This window comes from Aliirhizobium sp. YIM B11859 (assembly GCF_057163345.1).
Map to the genome: position 1 here is coordinate 30,778 of NZ_JBXHAY010000002.1, position 24,918 is coordinate 55,695.

17 protein-coding genes are annotated in these 24,918 nt (G+C 61.2%); 12 read left to right on the plus strand and 5 right to left on the minus strand.

Features of this window, described 5'->3' with window-relative positions; genetic code table 11:
* Positions 1-52 precede the first annotated feature (52 nt).
* The 7 genes from AC2GXZ_RS06360 to AC2GXZ_RS06390 all read left to right on the plus strand — a co-directional run bounded on the left by AC2GXZ_RS06360 (position 53) and on the right by AC2GXZ_RS06390 (position 8,708).
* Positions 53-1,297 (plus strand): efflux RND transporter periplasmic adaptor subunit, encoded by a 1,245-nt coding sequence (locus tag AC2GXZ_RS06360; RefSeq protein ID WP_483758316.1) that lies wholly within the window; start codon positions 53-55, stop codon positions 1,295-1,297.
* Positions 1,294-4,422 carry an efflux RND transporter permease subunit gene (locus AC2GXZ_RS06365; protein WP_483758317.1) on the plus strand — a complete coding sequence of 1,043 codons (3,129 nt, stop codon included), beginning with the start codon at positions 1,294-1,296 and terminating at the stop codon, positions 4,420-4,422. Before AC2GXZ_RS06360 ends, AC2GXZ_RS06365 begins: the two co-directional genes overlap by 4 nt.
* Positions 4,423-4,613: 191 nt before the next feature.
* On the plus strand, positions 4,614-5,492 hold the full coding sequence (locus tag AC2GXZ_RS06370; RefSeq protein WP_483758318.1) for a hypothetical protein: 879 nt from the start codon (positions 4,614-4,616) through the stop codon (positions 5,490-5,492).
* A gap of 271 nt (positions 5,493-5,763) precedes the next feature.
* Positions 5,764-7,056 carry an Hsp70 family protein gene (locus AC2GXZ_RS06375; protein ID WP_483758319.1) on the plus strand — a complete coding sequence of 431 codons (1,293 nt, stop codon included), beginning with the start codon at positions 5,764-5,766 and terminating at the stop codon, positions 7,054-7,056.
* 213 nt (positions 7,057-7,269) lie between these two features.
* Positions 7,270-8,190, plus strand: a complete 921-nt coding sequence (locus tag AC2GXZ_RS06380; protein ID WP_483758320.1) for a uracil-DNA glycosylase — start codon at positions 7,270-7,272, stop codon at positions 8,188-8,190.
* Between the two features lie 170 nt (positions 8,191-8,360).
* On the plus strand, positions 8,361-8,552 hold the full coding sequence (locus AC2GXZ_RS06385) for a hypothetical protein (protein ID WP_483758321.1): 192 nt from the start codon (positions 8,361-8,363) through the stop codon (positions 8,550-8,552).
* A gap of 15 nt (positions 8,553-8,567) precedes the next feature.
* Entirely contained in the window at positions 8,568-8,708 is a 141-nt protein-coding gene (locus AC2GXZ_RS06390) for a hypothetical protein (protein ID WP_483758322.1), read from the plus strand.
* Positions 8,709-8,799: 91 nt separating this feature from the next.
* Here the strand turns inward: AC2GXZ_RS06390 and AC2GXZ_RS06395 are convergent, their stop codons facing one another.
* Positions 8,800-9,738, minus strand: a complete 939-nt coding sequence (locus AC2GXZ_RS06395; RefSeq protein WP_483758323.1) for a DMT family transporter — start codon at positions 9,736-9,738, stop codon at positions 8,800-8,802.
* 551 nt (positions 9,739-10,289) lie between these two features.
* Between AC2GXZ_RS06395 and pepN the strand changes: the two genes are divergently transcribed.
* Complete coding sequence (gene pepN / locus AC2GXZ_RS06400) at positions 10,290-12,938, plus strand: aminopeptidase N (RefSeq protein WP_483758324.1); 2,649 nt, start codon at positions 10,290-10,292, stop codon at positions 12,936-12,938.
* Between the two features lie 19 nt (positions 12,939-12,957).
* Here the strand turns inward: pepN and AC2GXZ_RS06405 are convergent, their stop codons facing one another.
* A complete protein-coding gene (locus AC2GXZ_RS06405; RefSeq protein ID WP_483758325.1) occupies positions 12,958-13,521 on the minus strand; it encodes a TetR/AcrR family transcriptional regulator in 564 nt (187 codons plus the stop codon).
* Positions 13,522-13,730: 209 nt separating this feature from the next.
* On the opposite strand from AC2GXZ_RS06405, the gene AC2GXZ_RS06410 reads away from it, so the two are divergent.
* From AC2GXZ_RS06410 to AC2GXZ_RS06420, 3 genes are all read left to right on the plus strand, one after another.
* Entirely contained in the window at positions 13,731-14,933 is a 1,203-nt protein-coding gene (locus tag AC2GXZ_RS06410) for an MFS transporter (protein ID WP_483758326.1), read from the plus strand.
* Between the two features lie 316 nt (positions 14,934-15,249).
* Positions 15,250-17,607: a PAS domain-containing sensor histidine kinase gene (locus tag AC2GXZ_RS06415; protein ID WP_483759366.1), complete on the plus strand. Its 2,358-nt coding sequence runs from the start codon at positions 15,250-15,252 to the stop codon at positions 17,605-17,607.
* A 95-nt stretch (positions 17,608-17,702) separates the two neighbouring features.
* The gene (locus AC2GXZ_RS06420) at positions 17,703-17,867 is read left to right on the plus strand and encodes a hypothetical protein (RefSeq protein ID WP_483758327.1); all 165 of its coding nucleotides are present in this window, start codon (positions 17,703-17,705) and stop codon (positions 17,865-17,867) included.
* On the opposite strand, the gene AC2GXZ_RS06425 is transcribed toward AC2GXZ_RS06420, so the two are convergent.
* The gene (locus tag AC2GXZ_RS06425) at positions 17,864-20,818 is read right to left on the minus strand and encodes a bifunctional [glutamine synthetase] adenylyltransferase/[glutamine synthetase]-adenylyl-L-tyrosine phosphorylase (protein ID WP_483758328.1); all 2,955 of its coding nucleotides are present in this window, start codon (positions 20,816-20,818) and stop codon (positions 17,864-17,866) included. The genes AC2GXZ_RS06420 and AC2GXZ_RS06425 overlap by 4 nt on opposite strands.
* Before the next feature lie 233 nt (positions 20,819-21,051).
* Here AC2GXZ_RS06425 and AC2GXZ_RS06430 point away from each other — a divergent pair, with 233 nt between their 5' ends.
* Positions 21,052-22,446: a GntT/GntP/DsdX family permease gene (locus AC2GXZ_RS06430; RefSeq protein ID WP_483758329.1), complete on the plus strand. Its 1,395-nt coding sequence runs from the start codon at positions 21,052-21,054 to the stop codon at positions 22,444-22,446.
* A gap of 185 nt (positions 22,447-22,631) precedes the next feature.
* Here AC2GXZ_RS06430 and AC2GXZ_RS06435 read toward each other — a convergent pair whose 3' ends face one another.
* Together AC2GXZ_RS06435 and AC2GXZ_RS06440 are read right to left on the minus strand one after the other, a co-directional pair.
* Positions 22,632-24,041: a sensor histidine kinase gene (locus AC2GXZ_RS06435; protein ID WP_483759367.1), complete on the minus strand. Its 1,410-nt coding sequence runs from the start codon at positions 24,039-24,041 to the stop codon at positions 22,632-22,634.
* 21 nt (positions 24,042-24,062) lie between these two features.
* Positions 24,063-24,833, minus strand: a complete 771-nt coding sequence (locus tag AC2GXZ_RS06440; protein ID WP_483758330.1) for a response regulator transcription factor — start codon at positions 24,831-24,833, stop codon at positions 24,063-24,065.
* Positions 24,834-24,918: the final 85 nt, after the last annotated feature.

The following is a 24,918-nucleotide window of genomic DNA, read 5'->3' on the forward strand; positions in this document are numbered from 1 at the left end:
GCTGCCATCGATGGCGCCCCGAAAATCACACCGACAGGACATGCGAGCCCCCATGAAGAAGACGTGGCCTCTTGCAATCTTCATTCTCGCGGCAGGCGCCGCCGCATGGGAATATCGCGACCACATTCCCTATCTGTCCGGGTTCGCCCCGTCCAAGGACGCCGCCCAGCAGGCGGCCGGCAATGGCGGCGGACAGGACGGCCAGTCGCATCGCCGCGGTAACGGCGGCCCGGCTGCGGTCAGGACAGTGGCGGCGACCAGCGCCGTGCTGCCGATGGATGCGACCGCCACGGGTGTCGCCGATGCCGACGAGAACACGACGATCGCAGCGCAGGAGGCCGGGATCATCGTGTCGATCGCCGCCCATGACGGCGACGTGGTGAAGACCGGCGACCTCATCGCCCGGCTCGACGACCGCACGGCCAAGGCCGACATGGAAAAGGACAAGGCGCTTTTGACCCGCGACATGGCGACGCTTGCTCAGGCCGAGACGGCGCTTGCCCGGGCCCAGACGCTGGTGGAACGCGCCGCCGGCACGCAGCAATCGGCAGACGAAGCTCGTGCTGCGCGCGATACGGCAGCGGCAACGATCGAAAGCGACAAGGCCGCCATCGCCGCCGACGAGATCGTCGTCGAACACACGGAGATCCGAGCACCGTTCGACGGACGGCTCGGCGATATCACGCCAAGCGTCGGCGCCTATCTGACCGCGGGCTCCGCCGTCGTGACGATCGCCAAATACGATCCGATCTATGTGAATTTCTACCTGCCGGAAGGTTATCTCGACGATCTGCGGCAAGGCTTTGCCGGCAAATCGGTCACTGTCGATGCGGCACCGCTTGGTGGCGGACAAAAACCGGTCACCGGTCAACTGAGCTTCTTCAATAACACGGTCGATTCCGCCTCAGGCACGGTTCTTGCCAAGGCACGCTTCGACAATGCCGACGGGCGCCTGTGGCCCGGCCAGTCGGTCAATGTCACGGTGCATTTCAAGAGCGACGAAAAGAACGTCGTCGTGCCGACGGTCGCCGTCAGCCCCGGCACGGACCAACCCTTCGTGTTCACCGTCGATGGCAACAAAAAGGTGCATATGACACCGGTTACCGTAGCCCGGTCGAATGGCGACATGACGGCGATTGCCAACGGGCTCGATGCCGGAACCCATGTGGTGGTCGAAGGACAGGCACAATTGCTCGACGGTTCGACCGTGCGGGAGGATTTCGACGCCGCCAAGGATGCCGCCGCGAAGAGTGCTGACGGTGTCGATGCAAATGCCACCACGGGAGCGCTCAAATGATCCCGGCCTTCTGTATCCGCCGCCCGGTCGCCACCACGCTGCTTGCGATCGGCGCGGTGCTGGCCGGCATGGCCGCCTATGGTCTGCTTCCCGTTGCGGCACTGCCGCAGGTGGACTTTCCGACGATCAATGTGTCGGCCTCGTTGACCGGCGCCTCGCCGCAGACGATGGCGACGTCCGTTTCGACGCCGCTGATCAAGAAATTCGAGACGATCCCCGGCATCAGCGAAATCAGCGCAACCAACTCGCTCGGCAACACCTCGATCGTGCTGCAGTTCGACCTCAACCGCGATATCGATGCCGCTGCTGCCGACGTGCAGGCGGCGATCTCGCAGGCGACGCGGCAACTGCCGGACAATATGACGACGCCGCCGAGCTACCGTAAAAGCAACCCTGCCGATGCGCCGGTTCTGCTGCTGGCGGTAAAAAGCGACACGCTCGAGCCGAGCAAGATCGACGATATCGCCGAAAACATCATCTCGCCGACGCTTTCAACGCTGCCGGGCGTGGCGGAAGTCACCGTGCATGGCGCCAAGACATTTGCCGTGCGCGTCGAGGTCGATCCGTCGAAGCTTCAGGCCCGCGGGCTCGGCGTCCATGACGTCACCACGGCAATCTCCAACGCCAACAGTCAGGCACCGGTCGGATCGATGCAGAACGGCCAGCAGAAGCTGACCATCAATGCCGATACGCAGCGCACCAATGCGGCGCAGTTCCGCTCGCTGGTGGTCGCCAATGCCAATGGTGCACCGATCCACCTGCAGGATATCGCCACCGTTCAGGACAGCGTCGACAATCTCGATACCGGCGCCTGGTTCGACGGCAAGCCGGCGATCATCCTCGCCATCCAGCGCCAACCGGATGCCAATACGGTGGAAGTGGTCGATGCGATCAAGGCGAAACTGCCCGGGCTCGCCGAAGAGCTTCCGGCATCGGTGTCGATGAGCGTGATGAACGACGCCTCGATCGCCATTCGCGATTCGATTGCCGACGTGAAATTCACCCTCGGCCTGACGATCGTGCTGGTCGTCGCCGTGATCTATCTCTTCCTCGGCCGCGTGTCGGCGACGATCGTGCCGACGCTTGCCGTGCCGCTGTCGCTGATCACCACGTTCGGTGCGATGTATGTATTGAGCTACAGTATCGACAACATATCGCTGCTCGGGCTGACGCTCGCGGTCGGGCTGGTCGTCGACGATGCCATCGTGATGCTGGAAAACATCATGCGGCATATCGAGGACGGCATGCCGGTACGCCAGGCTGCCCTGCAGGGTGCGGGTGAAGTCAGCTACACGATCATCTCGATGTCGGTATCGCTGATCGCCGTGTTCATCCCGATCCTGCTGATGGGCGGTGTCGTCGGCCGGTTGTTCAACGAATTCGGCATGGTGGTGGCGCTTGCGATCGTCGCATCGGCCGTTGTGTCGCTGACGGTGACGCCGATGCTCGGCTCGCGCATGTCCGACAAACATCACAAACCGAGCCTCGCCGTCCGGATTTTCGACAAGGGTTTTGACCGGACGTTGAAAGGCTATGACAAATCGGTCGGCTGGTGCCTTCGCCATCGGGCGATCATCATGCTGGTATTCATCGCCTCGGTCGGCGGCTCGGTCTATCTGTTCAAGACGCTGCCTTCGAGCTTCTTTCCCCAGGAAGACATCGGCCGGTTGTCGGTCTCGACACGGGCGCGTGAAGACATTTCCTATACGGCAATGCGTGACCTGCAGGAAAAGGTCATCGAAGCCATCAGCGCCAATCCGGCGGTCAAGCACGTCACCTCGATCGTCGGTGGCAATACGAGAAGTCCGCTCAACAACGGCACGGTCTTCGTCGAGCTGAAAGACCGGACTGAGCGCCCTCCCCTCGAACAGACCTTGAGCGAGTTGCGCCAGTCGACCGCCAAGGTCGCCGGCATCAAGACCTATATCACGCCACAGCAGAGCCTGCGGTTCGGCGGCAGAAGCACGGCCAGCCAGTATCAGCTGGTGGTGCAGGCACTGAATGCCAGCCAGACCAACGAATGGTCGGGCAAGCTGCAGGCGGCGATGCGCGAGGACCGCACGCATTTCACCGACGTCACATCGGATGCCCAGAACGCGGCGATCGAGGCCGATATCAAGGTGGATACGGAAAAGGCGGCAAAGTTCGGCATTACCGACGACACCCTGCGCGAGACGCTGGAAATGGCCTTCGGGGGTTACACTGCCGGGCAGATCCAGTCGACCGGCGACAGTTATGATGTGCTGGTCGAATTCGACCGCAAGACCGCCTGGAACGACACGATGCTGCAGGATGTCAGGGTGAAGTCATCAACCGGCAGCCTCGTGCCGCTGTCGAACTTCGCCACTGTGCAACGCCGCACGGCACCGGTGACGATCAACCAGACCGGCCAGCTGGTGTCGACGACGATCTCGTTCAACCTGCCGGCGGATACATCGCTCAGCGATGCGACGGCGGCGATCGACCAATTGAAGTCGGACCTGCACATGCCGGTCGACGTGTTTACCTCCTATGGCGGCACGGCACAGATCTTCCAGCAGAGCCAGGGCAATACGCCACTTTTGATCCTTGCCGCGGTGCTGACCATCTATGTCGTGCTCGGCGTGCTGTATGAAAGCTTCATCCATCCGCTGACCATCCTGTCCGGCCTGCCGGCTGCCGCCTTCGGTGCATTGCTGGCACTGAAGATCTTCGGTTTCGACCTGTCGATCATCGCCCTGATCGGCCTGTTGATGCTGATCGGCATCGTCAAGAAGAACGCCATCATGATGATCGACGTTGCGGTGGAGCTGATCCGCGAGAAAGGCGAAACGCCCTCCAAGGCCATTCACGAGGCCTGTGTGCGGCGTTTCCGACCAATCATGATGACGACCTTCTGCGCCCTGCTCGGCGCCCTGCCGATCGCGCTTGGAACCGGCGCCTCGTCGGAGCTCCGCCAGCCACTCGGTATCGCCGTCGTCGGCGGACTGATCGTCAGCCAGGCGCTGACACTGTTCATCACCCCGGTGATCTTTGTCGAAATGGACCGGTTCGGGCATTTCCTCGGCCGTATATTCGGCCGCAAGGACAGTGACCGACACGAGGCGAATGACGACGGACGACCGGCGGCAATCGCTGCCGAGTGACCCCGCACTGCGCATGCGGGACACCCTGCGCACGAAGCGCGAATGCACGCCGCAACGACAGGTTTTGCGGCGTGGCAAACAGCCGGAATTATTGCTTAAACATTGAATTTATTTGTCTTACCGGCTTTGACACCGTCGCAACAGATCCCTGATAGAGGCGCCGCTACATTAGTTTGTTAGTGAGGTAGCAAGTGCTTATCGACAATATTTTCGGGAGCGGCAATCAGTCGGGATCGACCAGCCAGCCGGCCTCGAGCGGCTCATCGGATACAACGACATCCGGCGACACGACGACTGACGAGACGACAACGACGGCTCCTTCCGGCGACGCCAGCGGAGAGGACGATACGGTCGATACGGATGACGGCACTTACGGCCCGACCCCGCCGGCCGCCGGCAATGACAGCGAGGAAACCGAAGCATCGGCAGGTGACGAGACCGTCGCGGACGGCAGTGCCGACGAAACGGTGACCGATCCGGCAACCGACGAGGCAGATGGCCAGCCGGTCGATAGCGGACAGGATACCGATCCGGCACCGGTCGCACAGGATGATGCCTCCGACGAGGCCGTCGGCGACGCCACGCCGGAAGAAACCGCGGCAACGCCGGTCGACGGTGAACAGGAGAGCGATGTTCCTGCGGCAGAGGACGAGACGGCAGTCGATGGCGATACCTCCACCGATGACACGCCCGCCTCGGTTCAGCCGAGCGATGGCGCCCATTCGGGCGGCGCGATTTCGGGCGATGCCATCCCGGCCGATGACGAGAGCGCGGCCGCGCAGGCCGGCACGACGAGGGCTGCCAGCAGCGCCAGCGACTCGGTGGCCAATTTCCTGGCACCGCTGCTTTCCAAGTTCGACGATATCCGCCAGCAGCAGACATCCGGTTCGGACGAGACGCAAAACGCCAGCCAGCGCCGTGCGGCCGCCAATATCCAGGACCAGCTGATCAAGCGGATGCTGGACGACATGGCGACAGGAAGCAGCAGCAGCAGCGATACCCAACTGTTCGACAGCAGCGATACGGAACATGCCATGTCGCTTCCCGCGCGCTGGTATGCGGAAGCCTGAGCAAGGTTCACCATCCGGCAGACGGGATACAGGATCAAACAGGGGGTGCCGACAAGCGCCCCCTGTTTCCGTTTCGGCCGTCGCCGCCTGCCGCTCTTCCTGCCCCGGGGTCTCCCGGTTCGAGATCTTCCTCCTTGTTCCTGCTTGCTTTCGGAAGGCTCCTGTGGCATCAGGCGCGCTCTCAAAAAATGCGGGCGACGGTTACGCCCCTTATCCATGCCCGGCAGGTTCCGGGCCTCAATGACTTCGACAAAACACAAGGAGCACGGCCATGGCACGGGCGCTCGGGCTTGACTTCGGCACGACCAATACCGTTATGGCGCTGGCAGACGGCGGCAACAGCACACATTCGATGCGGTTTTCCAGCCTCGCCGGCGAGACGGATTCGATGCGCACCGCGCTCTCCTTCATGAAGGATGCGCAGCTTGGGGCGCAGGCCCTGAAGGTCGAGGCAGGACAGGCGGCGATCCGCCAGTTCATCGACAATCCGGGTGACGCCCGCTTTCTGCAGTCGATCAAGACCTTTGCCGCGAGCGCACTGTTCCAGGGCACGCTGGTGTTTGCCCGCCGGCATACGTTCGAAGACCTGATGGAAGTGTTCCTGAAGCGGCTGAAGACCTATGCTGAGGGAAGCTGGCCCACCGAGGTCTCCCGCCTCGTCGCCGGCCGGCCGGTGCATTTTGCCGGCGCAAGCCCGGACGAGAAGCTGGCGACCGAGCGTTACAACGAGGCCCTGACGCGACTGGGCTTTCCGGAAATCCATTACGTCTATGAGCCGGTGGCGGCCGCCTATTATTTCGCCCAGACGCTGAAAAGCGATGCCAATGTTCTGGTCGCCGATTTTGGCGGCGGCACGACCGACTATTCGCTGATCCGCTTCGAACGCAGCGCCGGCAAACTGTCCGCCAAGCCGATCGGCCATTCCGGCGTCGGCATTGCCGGCGATCATTTCGATGCCAAGATGATCGAGCATCTGGTGGCACCGGAAATCGGCAAGGGCACGTTCTTCAAGAGTTTCGACAAGCTGCTGGAAGTCCCCTCCAGCTATTACGCCAACTTTTCGCGGTGGAACCAGCTGTCGATCTTCAAGACCACCCGCGAGTTCAACGACCTGAAATCGCTGGTCCGCTCGGCGGTAGACCCGGACAAGCTGGAACTGTTCATCGATCTCGTCGAACATGACGAAGGATACCCGCTCTATCAGGCGATCTCGGCCACCAAGATGGCGCTGTCTTCCGCCGACGAAGCCGAGTTCAATTTCTCGCCACTCGGCAAGGCCGGGCGCAAGGTGGTGAAACGCGGTGATTTCGAAACCTGGATCGCCGACGACCTCGGCCGTATCGAAGGTGCGCTGGACGACGTGCTGACCAAGACGAATACGGCCCCGGCCGATGTCGATAAGGTGTTCCTCACCGGTGGCACGTCCTTCGTGCCGGCCGTCAGGCGTATCTTTACCGAACGGTTCGATAGCTCGAAGATCGAAAGTGGCGGCGAGTTGCTGTCGATCGCCCACGGCCTGGCGCTGATCGGTGAAAGTGACAATGCCGCCGAATGGGCCGCCTGAGGGGGACATTGCCGCCTCGTCACATAAAAACCGGACTTGGCTGACGCCAGGATTGCGACTTTGTGTGCCCTGCGCAGAGGTGGAATTAATCGGCAGCGCTCTCGACAGATTCCTCTCCCCTTGCGGGAGAGGACGCCATTTCGCTTGAATGGCTGTCAACAAACAACCCCTCCCCCATTTCCAGCAGCTGCGCGCGTGCTATAGGGTAAACCCATGAACCCCAGCGCCTCGAACCTCGACCCGGCCGAACTGTCCGCGCTTCTGCATTTTTACGCGGATGCGGGCGTCGAATGGCTGCTTGACGAGGCGCCGATCGACCGGATCGCCCAGTTCGACGCCCAGAAGGCGGCAAGGGCACAGGCGAGAACTCCGGCAGGTGCAAGAGATCAAGGCAATGCAGAGCAAGACCGCGGAGACCAGGACAGGCGGGATGTCGGCGCTGCGTCTGCGAATGGCAGCGCGCCATCGTCGCGCAACCGTCCAAGCCCCCCGCCTGCAGCTGCAGCCGGCGCCTCCGTCGCCGTGCCGGATGGCGGCGCCGTGGCCGCCGCACGATCGGCAGCAGACGGTGCCCAGTCGCTTGCCGAGCTGAAGATCGCCATCGAAAGCTTTGGCGGCTGCAATCTGAAAAACAGCGCCCGTTCCACCGTGTTCGCCAGTGGCGATCCGGCGGCCGGCATCATGGTCGTCGGACCAATGCCGAATGCCGATGACGACCGCGACGGCGCACCATTTTCCGGCCGTACCGGCGATCTTCTGGAGCGGATGCTTGCCGCAATCGGGCTTACGCGCGAAGGCGTGCTGATGACCAATGTCATCCCCTGGCGCCCGCCGGGCAACCGCATGCCGTCGCAGGCCGAAATGGATATATGCCGCCCGTTCATCGAACGGCAGGTAGCACTGGCGAGACCGAAGGCCCTGCTTCTGCTCGGCAATTTCCCTGCCCGCTTTTTCCTCGGCGGCAACGGAACGATCCACAGCATGCGCGGCGAATGGCGAACCGCGTCGATCTGCAGCATGGAGATCCCGGCACTCGCGACCTTTCACCCGCAAGAACTTCTTGCCGCACCGGCCAACAAGTCGCTTGCCTGGCAGGACCTGTTGACCTTCAGGACGAGTATGTCGGGCAGATAGCTGCACATAATTCGTGCAACTCGACTGACAAACTGCATAAAATTACAATATTATGAAGCACGCTATGCGCGTAATGCATGGCAGGGCGGCGTTCTGCCACATTGTGGAATCGGCCGATGTCAAACAATATTAGAGATGTCTTGGGAGGGACCATTTTAAGGACCAAGGCAATGACTACGCGCTTCCGCCCGATTCATTCGGGTTTTGAAACACTCCGCGCCGCAGGCGTGGGCCCGCGCTCGACGCAGGGATACCACCGCTTCGGCCTGGCCACGAACGAACAGATGACATCGCGGGCGATGGCTCATCCTTCGGGCATTACGCGCCCGTCGGCTGTATTCGCCGAATTTCGCGAACGCTGAGAACGGAGGAATGCGATGAGATCCATCCTCGAACCTCTGCGCACATTCCGAGAAAATCTGCGCCAGATCAACACTGCGGTCAACGCCGCCCGCGAATTTTCCGACGCGGGCAAGGCGCGCAATGACTCAGCCAAATCGTCGGCAATTCCCCTGTAATTGCCAGCGTTTCCACCGGTAACATTCTTGTCTGGACATTCGAAGGCGCTGCAATGGCGCCTTTTCCATATGGTCGCGGGCGTCCCCGGATCTACGCGCCGGGCGGAGAGGCCTTTCTTGCCGCCTTGCGCTCCAGCCCGAGCTGATGCTCACGGTAGATGATGAAGATACCGGCCGAGACGGTGATTGCCGTTCCGATCAGCGTGCTGGCGGTCGGAATGTCACCGAACAGCGTATAGGCGATCGCAATTCCGAGAATGATGGAGCTGTATTCGAAGGGCGCGACGGTGGATACGTCCGCCTGCCGGTAGCTTTCGGTCAGCAGGATCTGCCCCAGACCGCCGAAAAATCCGGCCGCGATCAGGCAGGCGCGCTCATAACCGCTGAGCGGCACCCAGCCGAACGGAAGACTGACAATCGAAAACAGCGCGGCGGTCAGCGAGAAATAAAGGACGATCGTCGCCGTCTTTTCGGTACGCACGAGCTGGCGCACCTGGATCATCGCAAAGCCGCCCATGACGGCTGCGATCAAGACCGCCACCGCACCGACCGCCTGTTCCGAACCAAGCCCGTCGGAGCTGAACAGTGTCAGTTTGGGCCAGGATATGATGACCACTCCGACCATGCCGACCGCAACCGCACTCCAGCGATAAAGCCGCACCGTCTCTTTCAGGATGAGCGCGGCGAAGACGACGGCAATCAACGGCATCGAGTAACCGAGCGCGATTGCATCGGGCAGAGGCAGATGGATGAGGCCGTAGAAACCGAAGACCATGGCGAGGATGCCAAGCGTGCCACGCTTCAGGTGGCCGATCAGGCTGTTGGTGTGAAAAGCATGGAAGAGTTCGCGCCGGAATGCCAGGTATCCCATGATCGGAACAAGCGCGAATGCCGATCTGTAGAAGGTGATCTGTCCGGCGGGGATGTCTGTCCCGGCTGCCTTGATGCAGGTCTGCATCATGACGAAGACGACAACTGAAATCACTTTCAACGTAATCCCACGAAGGGGATTTATAGCATCGGAGACCATTGGGAACTCTTTGGAGACCGGCAGGAACCGGCCTGGACGACGACTTGCGGGGATTCGGCGGTCACAGTAACGCAAAAGTGCCTTTGCGTAAGTTAAAATTGACGGAGACGGAACGATCTCCGTTTCGAAAGCCGTAACCGTTCAAAAGCTGACCGTACGGCCTTGGAATTATGGACATTATATTTCAAAACCAATGGCTTGCGAAAAATCGACGGAGCAGCATTGTCGCCCGCAGGAGCGAGGGCGAGACGGCTTGTGGCAGCTTGCGCAGAATATCGGCGGCGATCATTCGGGTACGGGGTGAAACCTTCGCCAACCAGCAACAAGTGGCCCGTTTTTGCCGTTCAGCGATGGTTGACGCATCCAAATGACGGCGGCATTGTACGAAAATAAACCACTATACTGTCGTGCGACACTTTATTTTAGCCCGGGTTCAACAATCGTTTAGCATTGGCTGCAATTATGTATGCGGCGTTGGGGAACGTGCCAGTCTGATCGGGGATAGGCGTCCCATAGCCGCGTCCAGTCGTTAAGCCGTTTCAGGAAACATCATGCGCACAGATACAGGCCAGATCGTGCATCTGGCGGATTACCGCCCCACTGACTTTGTCTTGGAACGGGTGGACCTGACGTTTGAGCTCGATCCGACTAATACAAAGGTCGATGCACGGTTGATCTTCCATCGGCGCGAAGGCGTCGACGCATCGGCTCCGCTGGTGCTCGACGGCGACGAACTGGCGCTTTCCGGCCTGCTTTTCGACCAGAAAGAGATGCCTTCCAGCCAGTATGACACGACGCCGGACACCCTGACGGTTCGCGACCTGCCGGCAGACGCGCCGTTCGAACTGACGATCACGACCTTCATCAATCCTGAAGCCAATACCAAGCTGATGGGCCTTTACCGGACCAATGGCGTCTACTGCACCCAATGCGAGGCCGAGGGCTTTCGCCGGATCACCTATTTCCCCGACCGGCCGGACGTGCTGGCGCCCTACACGATCACCATCATCGGTGACAAGGCTGCCAATCCGGTCATGTTGTCGAACGGCAATTTCCTTGGCGGTGCCGGATATGACGAAGGCCGGGCGTTTGCCGCCTGGTTCGATCCGCATCCGAAGCCTGCCTATCTGTTTGCGCTGGTTGCCGGCGATCTCGGCCTTGTCGAGGACACGTTCGAAACGATGTCCGGTCGCGAAGTGGCGCTGAAGATCTATGTCGAGCATGGCAAGGAGGGCCGCGCGGCCTATGCCATGGATGCGCTGAAGCGGTCGATGAAATGGGACGAGGAGCGGTTCGGCCGCGAATACGATCTCAACATCTTCCAGATCGTCGCCGTCTCGGACTTCAACATGGGGGCTATGGAAAACAAGGGCCTCAACGTCTTCAACGACAAATACGTGCTGGCCGACCCTGAAACCGCGACCGACCAGGATTATGCCAATATCGAGCGCATCATCGCGCATGAATATTTCCACAACTGGACCGGCAACCGCATCACCTGCCGCGACTGGTTCCAGCTTTGCCTGAAAGAAGGCCTGACGGTCTATCGCGATCAGGAATTCTCGGCCGACATGCGCTCGCGCGCGGTCAAGCGCATCGCCGATGTGCGCCATCTGAAATCGGAGCAATTCCCGGAAGATGCAGGCCCGCTCGCACATTCGCCGCGGCCGGACACCTATCGCGAGATCAACAATTTCTACACGACGACGATCTACGAGAAGGGTGCCGAAATTACCGGCATGATCTCGACCGTGCTTGGACGCGACGCCTTCCGCCAGGGCATGGATCTCTATTTCGAGCGCCATGACGGCCAGGCCGTTACCGTCGAGGATTATGTTGCATGCTTCGAGGAGGCCAGCGGCCGGGATCTGAAGCAGTTGTTCCGCTGGTACGTACAGGCCGGCACTCCGCTGGTGACCGCATCCGGCGCCTATGACAGCACGGCCGGGACGTTTACCCTGTCGCTCGAGCAGATGACGCCGGCAACGCCCGGCCAGCCGAACAAGGAACCGGTGCACATTCCGCTTTCCTTCGCGCTGATCCTCGACAACGGTTCGATTGCCGAGCCGAAATCGGTCAGCGGCGGCGACGTGACGGGCGACGTCCTGCATCTCACGGAACGCAAGCAGAGCTTTACCTTCTCCGGCATCTCGTCGCGGCCGGTTCTGTCGCTCAACCGGTCATTCTCGGCGCCGATCAATCTGGCCTTCGACCAGTCTTCCGCCGATCTGGTTCATATCGCCCGCCACGACAGCGACCTGTTCTCGCGCTGGCAGGCGCTGACCGACCTTGCTATCCCGAACCTCACGCAGGCTGCCCGCGACATCCGTGACGGCCGTGCCGTAAGCTGCGATCCGGCCTTTGTCTCGGCACTGCTCGAATGCGCAGCCGACGCCACGCTGGAACCTGCCTTCCGGGCGCAGGCGCTCAACCTGCCGAGCGAGGCCGATATTGCCCGCGAACTCGGCAGCAACAACGATCCCGATGCAATCCATGAGGGCCGCAAGGCCATCCACCTGGCGATTGCAAAGGCTGGCGAAGAGATCTTCGTCCGTCTCTATGACGAGATGAAGATCGACGGTGCCTATTCGCCCGACGCGGAAAATGCCGGCAAGCGCTCGCTGAGAAACGCGGCACTTTCCTATCTCACCTTTGCGGAAGGCACGCCCTCGCGTGCGGCGGAAGCCTTTGGTGCTGCCGACAACATGACGGATCTTGCCCAGGCGCTGACGTTGCTCGCACACCGTTTCCCGGACGCTTCCGAGACCACGGCCGCCCTTGCAAGCTTCCTGACGCGCTTCGACGGTAATCCCCTCGTCATCGACAAGTGGTTCTCGATCCAGGCGACCATTCCCGGCGCCGACACGCTGGAACGCGTCCAGTCGCTGATGCAGAACCCGCGCTTCAATGCCGGCAATCCGAACCGGGTCCGTTCGCTCGTCGGCACTTTCGCCTTTGCCAACGCGACCGGCTTCAATCGCGTCGATGGCAAGGGTTACGATTTCCTGGCCGAACAGATCCTGTTGATCGACACGAAGAACCCGCAGCTTGCCGCACGCATCCTCACGTCGATGCGGTCATGGAGCGCGCTCGAGCCGGTCCGTGCCGACAAGGCACGCTCGGCGCTGACGACAATCGAAAAGGCGAACAGCCTCTCGACCGACGTGCGCGATATCGTCGAGCGAATGCTGAAGGCCTGAAGACATGCTGCCGGCTGCATCAGCGGCCGGCGCCCTCACCTAAAAATTCGGAAATCAGCGCCCGGCAATAATCGGGCGTGACCTCCCGGTCGCGAAACATGATGTGATAGACGACAGGTGCGACGACCTTGTCCATGGCGGCGGATACGTCAAACGCCGCCTCCCCTCGCTGCTCCGCACGATCGCGCAGGGTTTCGAGATGGTGGATGGTGTAATGGCAGCACCGCTCTGCCGCACCGCCGGACGAACTTCCGATAATATCCTGCAGCATCTCGCGGCCAACCCGGGATGACATTTCCTCGGCATATTCGACGATAAAGGTCTCGATATCCGAGCGCATGCCGCCCGTATCCACAGGATCGGAAATCGGCCGCATATGGGCGAGCGCCACGTCCGCCAGAAGATCGCCGATATCGCCCCAGCGGCGATAGATGGTCGAGGGTGTCACCCCCGCCTTCTCGGCGATCATCGGCACCGTGATGGTGCTGCGATCCACCTTTTTCAGCAGATCCCGCACGGTCTCGTGTACCGCCGTCTGAATGCGTGCACTGCGCCCGCCTTGGCGCAACATCTCGCGTGCCATCATTTACTCCCGCCGGTCCCCCGGCATCAGCTGTCATGTGAAGGCAATACACTCTCGCGAGAGCGCCTTCTCCACTTCGTCTTTTTCACACGTCGCCTCGAAATAGCGACAGCAAATCTTCTCGATCCACCTTAAAGCAAATATATTGCATTAATCCACAATCGCAATTATATGCCACTAAAGCTAATAATTAGCATTAAGGTGACATCATGCGCAATACCATTGCTTCTCCGACCGCGTCCGGCCTGTCCCAAATGACACTGTTCAGCTTTTTCGGCGCAGTGATGATCTCCGCCTGCAGCAGCGCGCCGACGCCGCTCTATCATCTCTACCAGGAGACGTTTCATCTGACGCCGGGGATGATAACCCTGATCTTCGGCTCCTATGCCTTTGCGCTTCTGGCGGCCCTCCTGACCTTCGGCGGGCTGTCCGACTTTCTCGGCCGGCGACCGCTCATCCTCCTGGCACTGCTCCTCAATGCCGCGGCCATGGTTCTCTTCCTCTCTGCCACGTCCGGCCCAAGCCTGATTGTCGCCCGCATCGTCCAGGGTTTTGCCACCGGCATCGCCCTGCCGACCTTCGGTGCCACGATCATCGACACGGATCGGGCCAAGGCGCCACTGTTGAACGGCATCACCGCTTTTCTCGGCCTGACGGTCGGCTCGCTGCTTGGCGGCGCGCTGGTCAGTTATGGCCCTTACCCGCTGCAACTCATCTATGCCGTGCTGCTGGGTTTGACGGGCCTTGCGACTGTCACGCTTTTCGTGATGCCGGAAACGATCTCGCGCAAGCCGGGGGCTCTTGGCGCACTTCGACCACATGTCAGCGTGCCGCGCCAAGCGCTTCCCACCCTCTTGCGCGTGACACCGGTCAATGTCGCAGGCTGGTCACTTGGCGGCTTCTACCTGTCACTGATGCCGAGCCTTGTGACGGTCGCGACCGGCATCATCTCACCGTTCGTCGGGGCCGCCGTGGTGGCTACCCTGATGCTGAGCGGCACGGCCTCGGTTCTCGCCTTCCGCACATTTGCGCCGCAGCGCGTCCTTTTCACCGGCACGACGGCGCTGATCGCCGGTGTCATCATCACGCTCTCGGGCATCCATCTTCAGGCGGTCGGCATGCTGTTTGCCGGGACCGCGCTTGCCGGCCTCGGTTTTGGTTCGATCTTCTCGAATATCATGCGCATTCTCCTGCCGCTCGCCGAGCCGCATGAACGGGCCGAATTGTTTGCCGCATTCCTGGTCGAGAGCTACCTGGCCTTTGCCGTACCGGCCATCATCGCCGGTTTTGCGGCACCGCTGATCGGCCTCACCACCACTGCCTATGTCTATGGCGCGGTCGTCGTGACACTCTCGGCAGTCTCCATGGCCATGGCGAGAGCAGGCCAGACACAAACATCGGCGATTTCGTGATCAAGTGGTTGATGCGTGTTGCACCGGTCGCGACCGGTGCAACACGCATCGGCACGAGGCAAACGGTATCGCCATATTTTTCGCCATAGATGCCGCATTTTGGCACGGATCGCTTGACGGCACAGCAAATGTCACATTCGGATTCAGCGCAGCCAGAAAACTGATTTGCAGCATCAAAACGGCCGAAATGCCGCGTATTTCATATGGTTAACAAAATATTACCAACCCTCTGGACACGAAGAATCACTCTATGATTCATTAGGGTAGATTCGGGCGGGCGGCGCATCGAATCATCACGAGGGACTAGATGAACACGATGTCGGACGTGCAGCGGGCAACCGCGGCCGGTGCTTGGCTGCGCCTTAAATTTCCGGGAATTTCGGAGCTTGGAACGGCGGTGGCCGGAGAGCCCCGGATTGCGGCCAAGCCGATCTCGCGCCAGGTGTCGCGCGCGGAGCTCGTTCTCAAGCGTTCGATCCCGCTGCTCATCGTCGCCTTTCTTATGGTCGTCGCTGCATCACGCATTTTCGGCATCATGGGCGAGCATGCCCGGATGGAGGATGCGGCCCGCCAGTCGACGGCGCTGATGGCTGCAACAGCCAAGGCCGTGTTTTCCGGCCAGGACGCCTTGTTTGCCGCCGGCAACCGCAATGCCGCCGAAGCGATCCTCTCCACCTATCTTCCGTCGGGTGTCGAAACGAACGGTGCATTCACCCTGCTGGTCAATGGCTCGGGCGTGGTGTTCGGCGGTTCCAGAGACGCTGCCCCCTATATCGGACGCCGCCTCGCCTCGCTTCTGCCCGAGACCGCGACAGTGCGCCGTTTCAGCGAAGCACGCGGTGTGATCGAGACCTATCTCGGCGAAGTCGCTCACTATGCCTCGATCCTGCCGATCGGCAATGACGGCGCGCTGATCGTCACCGCCCATTCGCTCGATACGGCCAACCGGTTCATGCGCAACGAAGTCTCGCTCAACGTGACGATCTTCACCGGCATCTCGGCCGTTCTCCTCGTCATCCTCTATGCCTATTACACCCAGGTGAAGCGGGCCCGCGACGCCGACGAGATTTTTCTCGAATCGAACCTCAGGATCGAGACCGCATTGTCGCGCGGACGCTGCGGCCTGTGGGATTTCGACGTTACCAACCGCCGGCTGTTCTGGTCCGGCTCGATGTATGAAATGCTTGGCCTCCCACCGGCCGGCAGCGTCATTTCCTTTGCCGATGCGGCGCGGATGATGCATCCCTCCGACGGCAACATCTATGCGCTGGCGCGTGCCATCAGCCGCGGCAATGCCAAGCAGGTCGACCAGGTGTTTCGCATGCGTCATGCGGCTGGCCATTATGTCTGGATGCGCGCCCGCGCCCAGGTCATCCGCAATGCCGCCGGGCGCATCCATGTCATCGGCATCGCCATGGACGTCACCGAACAGCATCGCCTGGCGCAGCGTTATGCCGAAGCCGACCAGCGACTGGCCGACGCCATAGAGTGCACGTCCGAAGCCTTCGTGCTGTGGGACAAGAACGACCGCCTCGTCATGTGCAACGCCCATTTCCAGCAGGCTTACGGACTGCCCGACAACGTGCTGGTGCCTGGCACCGAACGGGATATGGTCAATGCTGCCGCTGCCCGCCCGGTGATCGAGCGTCGGGTGGCCGATGCCGATGGGAGCGGATTTTCCCGCACGACGGAAGTTCAGCTTGCAGACGAGCGCTGGCTGCAGATCAACGAGCGCCGCACCCGCGACGGTGGCACCGTCTCCGTTGGTACCGACATCTCGCTGCTGAAACGCCACCAGGATCGGCTGCGCCACAGCGAGCGCCGGTTGATGGCAACGATCGGCGACCTGTCGGCGTCGCAGAAGACGCTGGAACAGCAGAAATCGGAGCTTTCCGTCGCCAACGCGAACTACCAGGCGGAAAAGAACCGCGCCGAGGCCGCCAACAAGGCGAAATCGGAATTCCTCGCCAACATGTCCCATGAGCTGCGCACACCGCTCAACGCCATTCTCGGTTTTTCCGAGATCCTGATGAACAACATGTTCGGTCCGCTCGGCTCAAGCAAATACGGCGAATATTCCAAGGACATCCACGATAGCGGCAAACACCTGCTCAACGTCATCAACGACATTCTCGACATGTCGAAGATCGAGGCAGGTCATATGTGCATCCATTCGGAACGCGTGGATCTCGCGCCGCTGATCGAGGAAAGCCTGCGTCTGACGGCCATTGCCGCGCAGGAGAAGAACATCACCATCCACCAGCACCTGCCGAAGGAACTCGACATGGTGGGTGACCGCCGGGCGCTCAAGCAGGTGATGCTCAATCTCCTCTCCAATGCAGTGAAGTTCACCGATGCCGGCGGCAAGATCGAGCTGCGGGTCCGCAGGCTCGAAAAGGGCTTGATGCTGACAATTGCCGACAGCGGCATCGGCATTCCGAAACACGCACTTTCAAAGATCGGCCAGCCCTTCGAACAGGTGCAGAGCCAATACGCCAAGAGCAAGGGCGGGTCAGGTCTCGGGCTTGCCATCTCGCGCTCGCTCGTAGCTCTCCACGGGGGCAAGATGCGCATACGCTCGAAGATGGGCAAGGGCACCGCCGTGTCGCTGCATATCCCCGACCGCCCCTTCGTCGAGCAGCGTCGGCCGGACGCTCAGAAAAAAGTGGCGTGAGGGGACGATCATGCCGCTGAATTGACGGGAGCTACGAATTCGGCTCCGCCCCGATCAAAGTGGAAAACGTCTCACTGCTTCAATTCAAGATATGATTGACTATCGCAATATCGCCTATGAACCCGATCCTGCGGCAGTTGGCGCGTATTGACGCCAAACTCGATGCCACGCCAGACCAGGGATGGATCGTCAATATGATCTGCGTCGTCCTCGGTGTCGTGCTGCTTCCATTGCTTCAACTGCAGGGGTTATGGCCCTAATCCACGGATAGGGGGATGACCGTCCCGAAGACCTCCCTTACACGCTCTGCCAAGCTCCTTACCTGGCCCTCCAGCGTTCCGAGGTCCGGGCAGTCGCCGGCGCGGCAGATGCGCTCGATGAGGCCGGGGGGCACGTCTGCGACATCGAACGGACCGTCGACACAAAGCCTGATGATCTGGGAGAGTTCGGTAAACAGCGCCAAAGCTTCGAGGCAAGTATCGAGTTCGGCGGCCTTCATCAGGCTCCTGCCGAGCGTCTTCAGCGTCTCTCCCGTCGAATAGCCGTAAGTATCCTGTGCCACGGCCGCGGCCGGGGCGACCAGTCGCAGATACTGGGCGATAAATTCGATGTCGATCAGCCCGCCGGGAACATGTTTCAGATCCCAGATATCGCGCGGCGGTTTTTCCTGTTCGATCAAGGCACGCATCTCGACGACGTCGGCAGCAATCGTTCGGGTATCGCCGATGGCGCCAAGCACGTCGGCGATCACCGCCCTTGCCTCCTGCTTCAGGCTTTCGTCACCACAGACCATCCTTGCCCGGGTCAGCGCCATATGTTCCCAGGTCCACGCCTCTTCCCGCTGATACTTGCTGAAGGCGCTGATGCGGGTGGCGACCGGTCCCTTGTTGCCGGAGGGCCGAAGACGCAGATCGACCTCGAAGATCACACCCTCGGCCATCGGGGCTGAAAGCGCCGCGATCAGCCGCTGCGTCAGGCGGGTGAAATAGCGTTGCGGATCGAGCGGCCTGCGGCCGAGACTTTCCGAAGCCTCGCCGTCATAGTCGTAAAGCAAGATGAGATCGACGTCGGAACCGGCCGTCAGTTCGAACGAGCCGAGCTTGCCCATGCCGATCACCGCAACCCGGCCACCCGGATATCGACCATGGGCGGCCTCTATCTCGCCGGTGACAGCGGTCAGCGCTGCATCGATCAACAGATCCGCGAGGTGGGTGAAGGCCAGGCCGGCAGCATCGCCGGAAATCGAGCCGGTGAGCAGCCGGACACCGATCAGGAACCGTTGTTCGGAGGCGAAGATGCGCAGCCGGTCAAGACGGTCCTCGTAATGCCGCGAAACGGACAGGAAAATGTCCAGCCGCCGGGAAAGATAGTCACGCGTCGGCAATTCGGCCATCAGACCGGGATCGAGCATGCCGTCGAAGACATGCGGCCTTGCGGCGATGATATCGGCAAGCCGCGGTGCCGAAGCCATTATGGTGACGATCAGCGACAGAAGCGGCGGATTGTTGCCGATCAGCGAGAAAAGCTGGATACCGGCCGGCAGCGCCTTCAAGAAGCTGTCGAAGCGCAGCAAAGCCTCGTCGGCGCGCCGGCTGGCTCCGAAAGCCTTGAGCAGAGCCGGCATCATTTCCGTCAGCCGTTCGCGCGCCTCGCCCGATTGCGTCGCCCGGTAGCGGCCCGACTGCCAGGTGCGGATCATCCGCGACATGTCGGCCGGGCGGGCAAAGCCGAGGGCGGCAAGCGTTGTCAATGTATCCGGGTCGTCCTTCTGGCCGGTGAAGACGAGATTACCCTCGCCGGCCGAAAGCTTCTCTTCCTGCTCGAAAAGCCTGGAATACCGGGTCTCGACAGTCTTCAGGACATTCTCCAGCCGTTTGGAAAAGGCGGCCGACTCCATGCCCAGCATGAAGGCGATGCGTTTCAATTCGGCATCCGTTTCGGGCAAACGGTGCGTCTGCTCGTCATGCACCATCTGGATGCGGTGCTCGATATCGCGCAGGAACCAATAGGCTTCGGTCAGTGCGGCCGCAATTTCCGGCTTGATCCATCTGGCTTCGGCCAGCGCCTGCAGTGCCGGTTCCGTCTGGCGGGTTCGCAGTGCCGGCATGCGCCCGCCGGCAATCAATTGCTGGGTTTGGGCAAAGAACTCGATCTCGCGAATGCCGCCACGGCCGAGCTTGACGTCATGACCCTTCACCGCGATCGCGCCATGCCCCTTGTGAACATGGATCTGCCGCTTGATCGAATGGATGTCGGCGATTGCCGCATAATCGAGATATTTGCGGAAGACGAAGGGGGTCAGCAGCTTGAGGAAACTGTCGCCGGCCGCGATATCGCCAGCCACGGGCCGCGCCTTGATGAAGGCGGCTCGCTCCCAGTTCTGCCCCCTGCCCTCGTAATAGATCAGCGCTGCATCGACGGACACGGCAAGCGGCGTCGAGCCGGGATCGGGGCGTAGCCGCAGATCGGTGCGAAAAACGTAACCGTCCGCGATGCGGTCCTGCAGGATACGGACGAGCCGACGCATCATCCGGCCATAGGTTTCCGATGCATCCAGCGGATCGGCAAGAATGCCGGCATCGGGATCGTAAAAAACGACGATGTCGATATCGGAGGAGTAATTCAACTCGCAGCCGCCGAGTTTGCCCATGCCGAGCAGGATCAGGCCGGAGCCGCGGCTCGGCGTCTCCGGGTCGACGAGCGCCAGCTTGCCGGCCTGATGGGCTGAAAGAAGTAGATGGTCGATCGCCGCGGCGACCGCGGCTTCGGCGAATTCGCTCAACCAGCGCGTCGTATCCCTGGCGGTGAAGACGCGGGCAAGATCAGCGAGCGCGACGAGAAACGCGAATGCCCGTTTGGCCTCCCTCAGCGCCGTCATCACCTCGGCTTCGGAAGAGATTTTGCCGCCCGCCGGCCGCCAGACGTTGCGGGCCTTTTCGACAAGTCCCGAAAGCCAGGGTTCGATCGGCTGGCTGATCGCATCGGCCAGCAGCCTCGGCGATACGCTGGCTGTATCCCGCAGATAGGGCGACAGGGAAAAGGCTGCGACGAGAAAGTCCTTGAGCGGACCACCCTGTTTGACGACTTCGGAAACCGCCGCTTCCGACTTGCCGATATCCTTCAGAACGGCGAGCGCGATCTTCGCTTCCGTCTGGTTCAGCGGCCGGATGACGTCGGCTGCCACGGCATCAAGCCGTCCTACGCTTTCCATCCTGTCTCCTCCACCATGCAGCTTTTAGTTTGCGTCGGCGCAGAAGACAAACCGCTATGGCGGAAAACCACAACCCAAGAATGATTGCGAATTGTCAAACGAGCGAATCTAATTAGGGCGCTATCTTTCTGGAGGCCTTCATTCTCCAGTTTCTCGCGGACCGCCTCCGGCAATCAGGGTGAATGGAGTCACCTCGGCTGCCGGCGTTTCCGCGTTCATTATCGGGAGAGATTATGAATTCCTCAGACATTGCGCTCCTCGCGACCGCGCTCGGCAGCGTGATTTTCCTCGTTGTGCTGATCGTTTCGCGTGCTCGCCTGCATCCGCTTCTGGCGCTGCTCATCACATCGATCGCGGTCGGCCTGGTTACCGGCATGCCGGGGGACAAGCTGATCAAGTCAATCGAAACGGGTGCCGGCCACACGCTCGGCGCGGTCGGCCTCGTGGTCGCGCTCGGCGCCATGCTGGGCCGGATCCTGGCCGCCGGCGGGGTGACCGAAAGCATTTCCAACCTGATCATCGCAAACACATCGACACGCCTCCTGCCCTGGGCGATGGCGGGAGCCGCTTTCGTCATCGGCATTCCAATGTTCTTCGAGGTCGGGCTCGTGGTGCTCCTGCCGCTGATCTTCAGCGTCGCCCGCAAGCTCGATGAGACGCAGAGCATCAAGGGTTCGGCCTATGTCTATGTCGGTGTGCCGGTCATTGCCGCGCTTGCCGCGATGCATGGCATGGTGCCGCCACATCCGGGACCGCTCACCGCGATTGCCTCGCTCAACGCCAATATCGGCGCGACAATGCTATACGGCTTCATCGCTGCCATCCCGGCGATCATCCTTGGCGGTCCGATCTACGGTGCGATCGTCACGCCACGCATGAAGGTCAGACCCGACCAGTCTCTCATCGATCAATTCTCGGCAGAGGCTGACGAGGACGCGGCAATGATGAAGACACCGCCCGGCCTTGGCCTCAGTCTGCTGACGGCGCTTCTGCCGGCGATACTGATGCTGCTGCACGCGATTGCCGAACTGGTTCTGCCGGAGGGCTCCACCATCCTGTCGATCACCGATTTCCTCGGAGATCCAGGTATCGCCATGCTGATCGGCGTGCTGTTTGCTGCCCTCATGCTGATCTGGAGCCGCGGTGGCGACAGCGAGATACTGCGTTCGTCGATGTCGGCCAGCGTCAAGCCGATCGCCAACGTCCTGCTGATCATCGCCGGCGGTGGTGCGTTCCAGCACGTTCTCGGCGATGCCAAGGTGGGCGATGCGATCATGCATCTGAGCCAACATTTCGCGCTGTCGCCGCTGGTCCTCGGCTGGATCATCTCGATGCTGCTATCAGTCTCGACCGGATCGGCCACTGTCGGCATCGTCGGTGCCTCTGGCCTGCTCGCACCGCTCGTCGCCCACGATCCCTCTCTCAACGCCTCGCTTCTGGCGCTGTCGGTTGGCTGTGGCTCTTTGTTCTTCAACTACGCCAACCATGCCGGCTTCTGGCTGGTGAAGGAAGCTTTCGGAATGACGATGGGCGAAGCGACGGGCACCATCTCGGTCATCCAGTCGATCGTCTCGATAGTCGGTCTGGTGATGGTACTGCTGATGAACCTTGCGCCGCCGCTGGCGTGAGCCAGAGCCATCCGACTTAGGGGCTTCTGCCCCTCATCCGCCTGCCGGCACCTTCTCCCCGCAAGCGGGGAGAAGGAGATATGCCGCAAACGCCTCCGCGCTTCTCAAGCATCGAGCTTGGCACGTCCCCTCGCCCCTTTACGGGGAGAGGGTTAGGGTGAGGGGCGAGCAGCAGAAAGAAAAGCTCAGCCCTTGACCGCCGGAAAAACCATCGTCACCGTCAGGCCCGGAGCCTCCGTCCTCGTCTCATCGGTGGCGGAAAGCTCAAGCCGGCCGCCATGCAGTTCCATGACGGCCTCCACAAGCGACAGGCCAAGCCCGGTGCCCGGTTTCGACCGGCTGGCATCCAGACGAACGAAACGCTTCGTCACATCGGTGCGTTTTTCGGCGGGAACGCCCGGTCCGTTGTCGCAAACCGAAAGCCTCACCTCGCCATCTGCGGCAAAGAGCTTCACCTGGATGAGCGGCGCATCGGTGCCTTCGCCCGCATATTTGATCGCGTTATCGAGCAGATTGAAGATCGCCTGGCCGATCAGTTCGCGATTGCCATTGATGGAAATCGCCGGCGCGATCTCGGTCACGAGCTGCAACCCCGCCTCCTCGGCCGCCGGTTCGTAGAGCTCGGCGCTATCGGCGGATGCTGCAGACAGATCGACATTCGACATTTCCGCCGCGATCGAACCTGCCTCGACGCGTGAGATCATCAGCAGTGCATTGAAGGTGCGGATCAACTGGTCGGATTCGCCGATAATGCCTTCAAGCGCAGCCCGGCGCACGTCCTCGCGGTCTTCGCCCAACGCTTCGGTCGCCTTGTTGCGCAGCCGGGTCAACGGCGTCTTCAGATCATGGGCGATATTGTCGGAAACCTGCCGCAACCCCTCGTTCAGCTTCTCGATGCGGCCTAGCATGGCGTTCAGCGACACCGACATGCGATCGAATTCGTCACCGGAGCGGCCGACGGGAAGGCGCTGAGACAGATCGCCGGCCATGATCTTCTGGCTGGCCGCCGACATGCGGTCGATGCGCTTCAGGGCATTGCGACCGATGCCGAACCAGATCACCAGGGCGCCGAGCCCCATGATCGTCAGCGCCACCATCAGCGACTGGCGGACGATGTAGCGGAAGCGGTTCGGATCGCCAAGATCGCGGCCGATCATCACCCTCAGGCCATTGTCGATGAGCCGGACATTGGCGATGGCGAAATGACGCCGGGAATTGCCCGCCTCCGCATAAGGTTCGTAGACGAAGGGCATGTCGGTCCAACCTTCGTTGGCCAACACGCCGGGCTGGACGGAGGAAACGTTGCCCGCGAGGATGTCGCCGCTCGGGCCGGCGATCACATACAGATTGGCGCCTGGCTGGCGGGCCCTGCGCTCCATGATGCGCAAGAGAAGATTGACGCCGCCGCGGTCATAGGCGCGCTGCAGGTCCTCGACCTCCTCCTGGATCGTCTGGCGCGTCTGTTGCACCAGCGTCTTTTCGGAAAGCGCCGTGACATAGAAAACGAGGAAAGCGGCGCACAGCGCAAACAGGAGGATATAGAGTGCCGACAGCCTGACCGCCGTCGAGCGGAACATCAGGCGGGACCGCTGGATAACGCGGGAAAACAAACGGAGTTACCCCTCGTCCTTGATCATGTAGCCGGCGCCGCGAATGGTTTTCAACAGCGGCTTGTCGAAATCCTTCTCGATCTTGGAGCGAAGGCGCGACACATGCACGTCGATGACATTGGTCTGCGGATCGAAGTGATAATCCCAGACGTTTTCGAGCAGCATCGTTCGGGTGACGACCTGTCCGGCATTCTTCATCAGATATTCGAGAAGCCGGAATTCGCGCGGCTGCAACAGGATATCCTTGCCGGCGCGCTTGACCTCGTGGGAAAGCCGGTCGAGTTCCAGATCACCGACACGATAAGCCATATCCTGCTCGGGCGTGCCCTTGCGCCGGCCAAGCACCTCGACACGGGCGAGAAGCTCGGAGAATGCATAGGGTTTGGGCAGGTAGTCATCACCGCCAGCGCGAAGGCCGGTCACGCGATCATCCACCTGACCGAGCGCCGACAAGATCAGCACCGGCGCATTGACGCCACGCTTGCGCAATTCGCTGATGACGGAAAGCCCGTCGCGTCGCGGCAGCATGCGGTCGATGACCATCACGTCATACGAGTTCTCCGAGCCCATGAAGAGCCCGCTTTCGCCGTCGCTTGCATGATCGACGATGATGCCAGCCTCGCGAAAGGCCTTCGTCATGTAGGCTGCAGCCTCGAGATCGTCTTCAATAACCAGAATCTTCATGTGCGGGACAATAACGTCGCCTGCGATTTTTGCACCAGAGGAATCGCCTGCATCGGGAGAATGTAAGGATGATGTCTGCATTGGGAACTCCATAGGGCATCTCGAGAACGAAACAGGGCGCCGACGTTGCCGGCGGCGCCCTCTTCGTCATGGATCCCGCGGCTGGCCTGGAGGTGCC

What these genes read in the sequence shown, in the direction of transcription:
- AC2GXZ_RS06360 (WP_483758316.1), top strand. Translation starts at nt 53, where the DNA reads ATGAAGAAGACGTGGCCTCTTGCAATCTTCATTCTCGCGGCAGGCGCC.
- AC2GXZ_RS06365 (WP_483758317.1), top strand. Translation starts at nt 1,294, where the DNA reads ATGATCCCGGCCTTCTGTATCCGCCGCCCGGTCGCCACCACGCTGCTT.
- AC2GXZ_RS06375 (WP_483758319.1), top strand. Translation starts at nt 5,764, where the DNA reads ATGGCACGGGCGCTCGGGCTTGACTTCGGCACGACCAATACCGTTATG.
- AC2GXZ_RS06380 (WP_483758320.1), top strand. Translation starts at nt 7,270, where the DNA reads ATGAACCCCAGCGCCTCGAACCTCGACCCGGCCGAACTGTCCGCGCTT.
- AC2GXZ_RS06385 (WP_483758321.1), top strand. Translation starts at nt 8,361, where the DNA reads ATGACTACGCGCTTCCGCCCGATTCATTCGGGTTTTGAAACACTCCGC.
- AC2GXZ_RS06390 (WP_483758322.1), top strand. Translation starts at nt 8,568, where the DNA reads ATGAGATCCATCCTCGAACCTCTGCGCACATTCCGAGAAAATCTGCGC.
- AC2GXZ_RS06395 (WP_483758323.1), bottom strand. Translation starts at nt 9,738, where the DNA reads ATGGTCTCCGATGCTATAAATCCCCTTCGTGGGATTACGTTGAAAGTG.
- pepN (WP_483758324.1), top strand. Translation starts at nt 10,290, where the DNA reads ATGCGCACAGATACAGGCCAGATCGTGCATCTGGCGGATTACCGCCCC.
- AC2GXZ_RS06405 (WP_483758325.1), bottom strand. Translation starts at nt 13,521, where the DNA reads ATGGCACGCGAGATGTTGCGCCAAGGCGGGCGCAGTGCACGCATTCAG.
- AC2GXZ_RS06410 (WP_483758326.1), top strand. Translation starts at nt 13,731, where the DNA reads ATGCGCAATACCATTGCTTCTCCGACCGCGTCCGGCCTGTCCCAAATG.
- AC2GXZ_RS06415 (WP_483759366.1), top strand. Translation starts at nt 15,250, where the DNA reads ATGTCGGACGTGCAGCGGGCAACCGCGGCCGGTGCTTGGCTGCGCCTT.
- AC2GXZ_RS06425 (WP_483758328.1), bottom strand. Translation starts at nt 20,818, where the DNA reads ATGGAAAGCGTAGGACGGCTTGATGCCGTGGCAGCCGACGTCATCCGG.
- AC2GXZ_RS06430 (WP_483758329.1), top strand. Translation starts at nt 21,052, where the DNA reads ATGAATTCCTCAGACATTGCGCTCCTCGCGACCGCGCTCGGCAGCGTG.
- AC2GXZ_RS06440 (WP_483758330.1), bottom strand. Translation starts at nt 24,833, where the DNA reads ATGGAGTTCCCAATGCAGACATCATCCTTACATTCTCCCGATGCAGGC.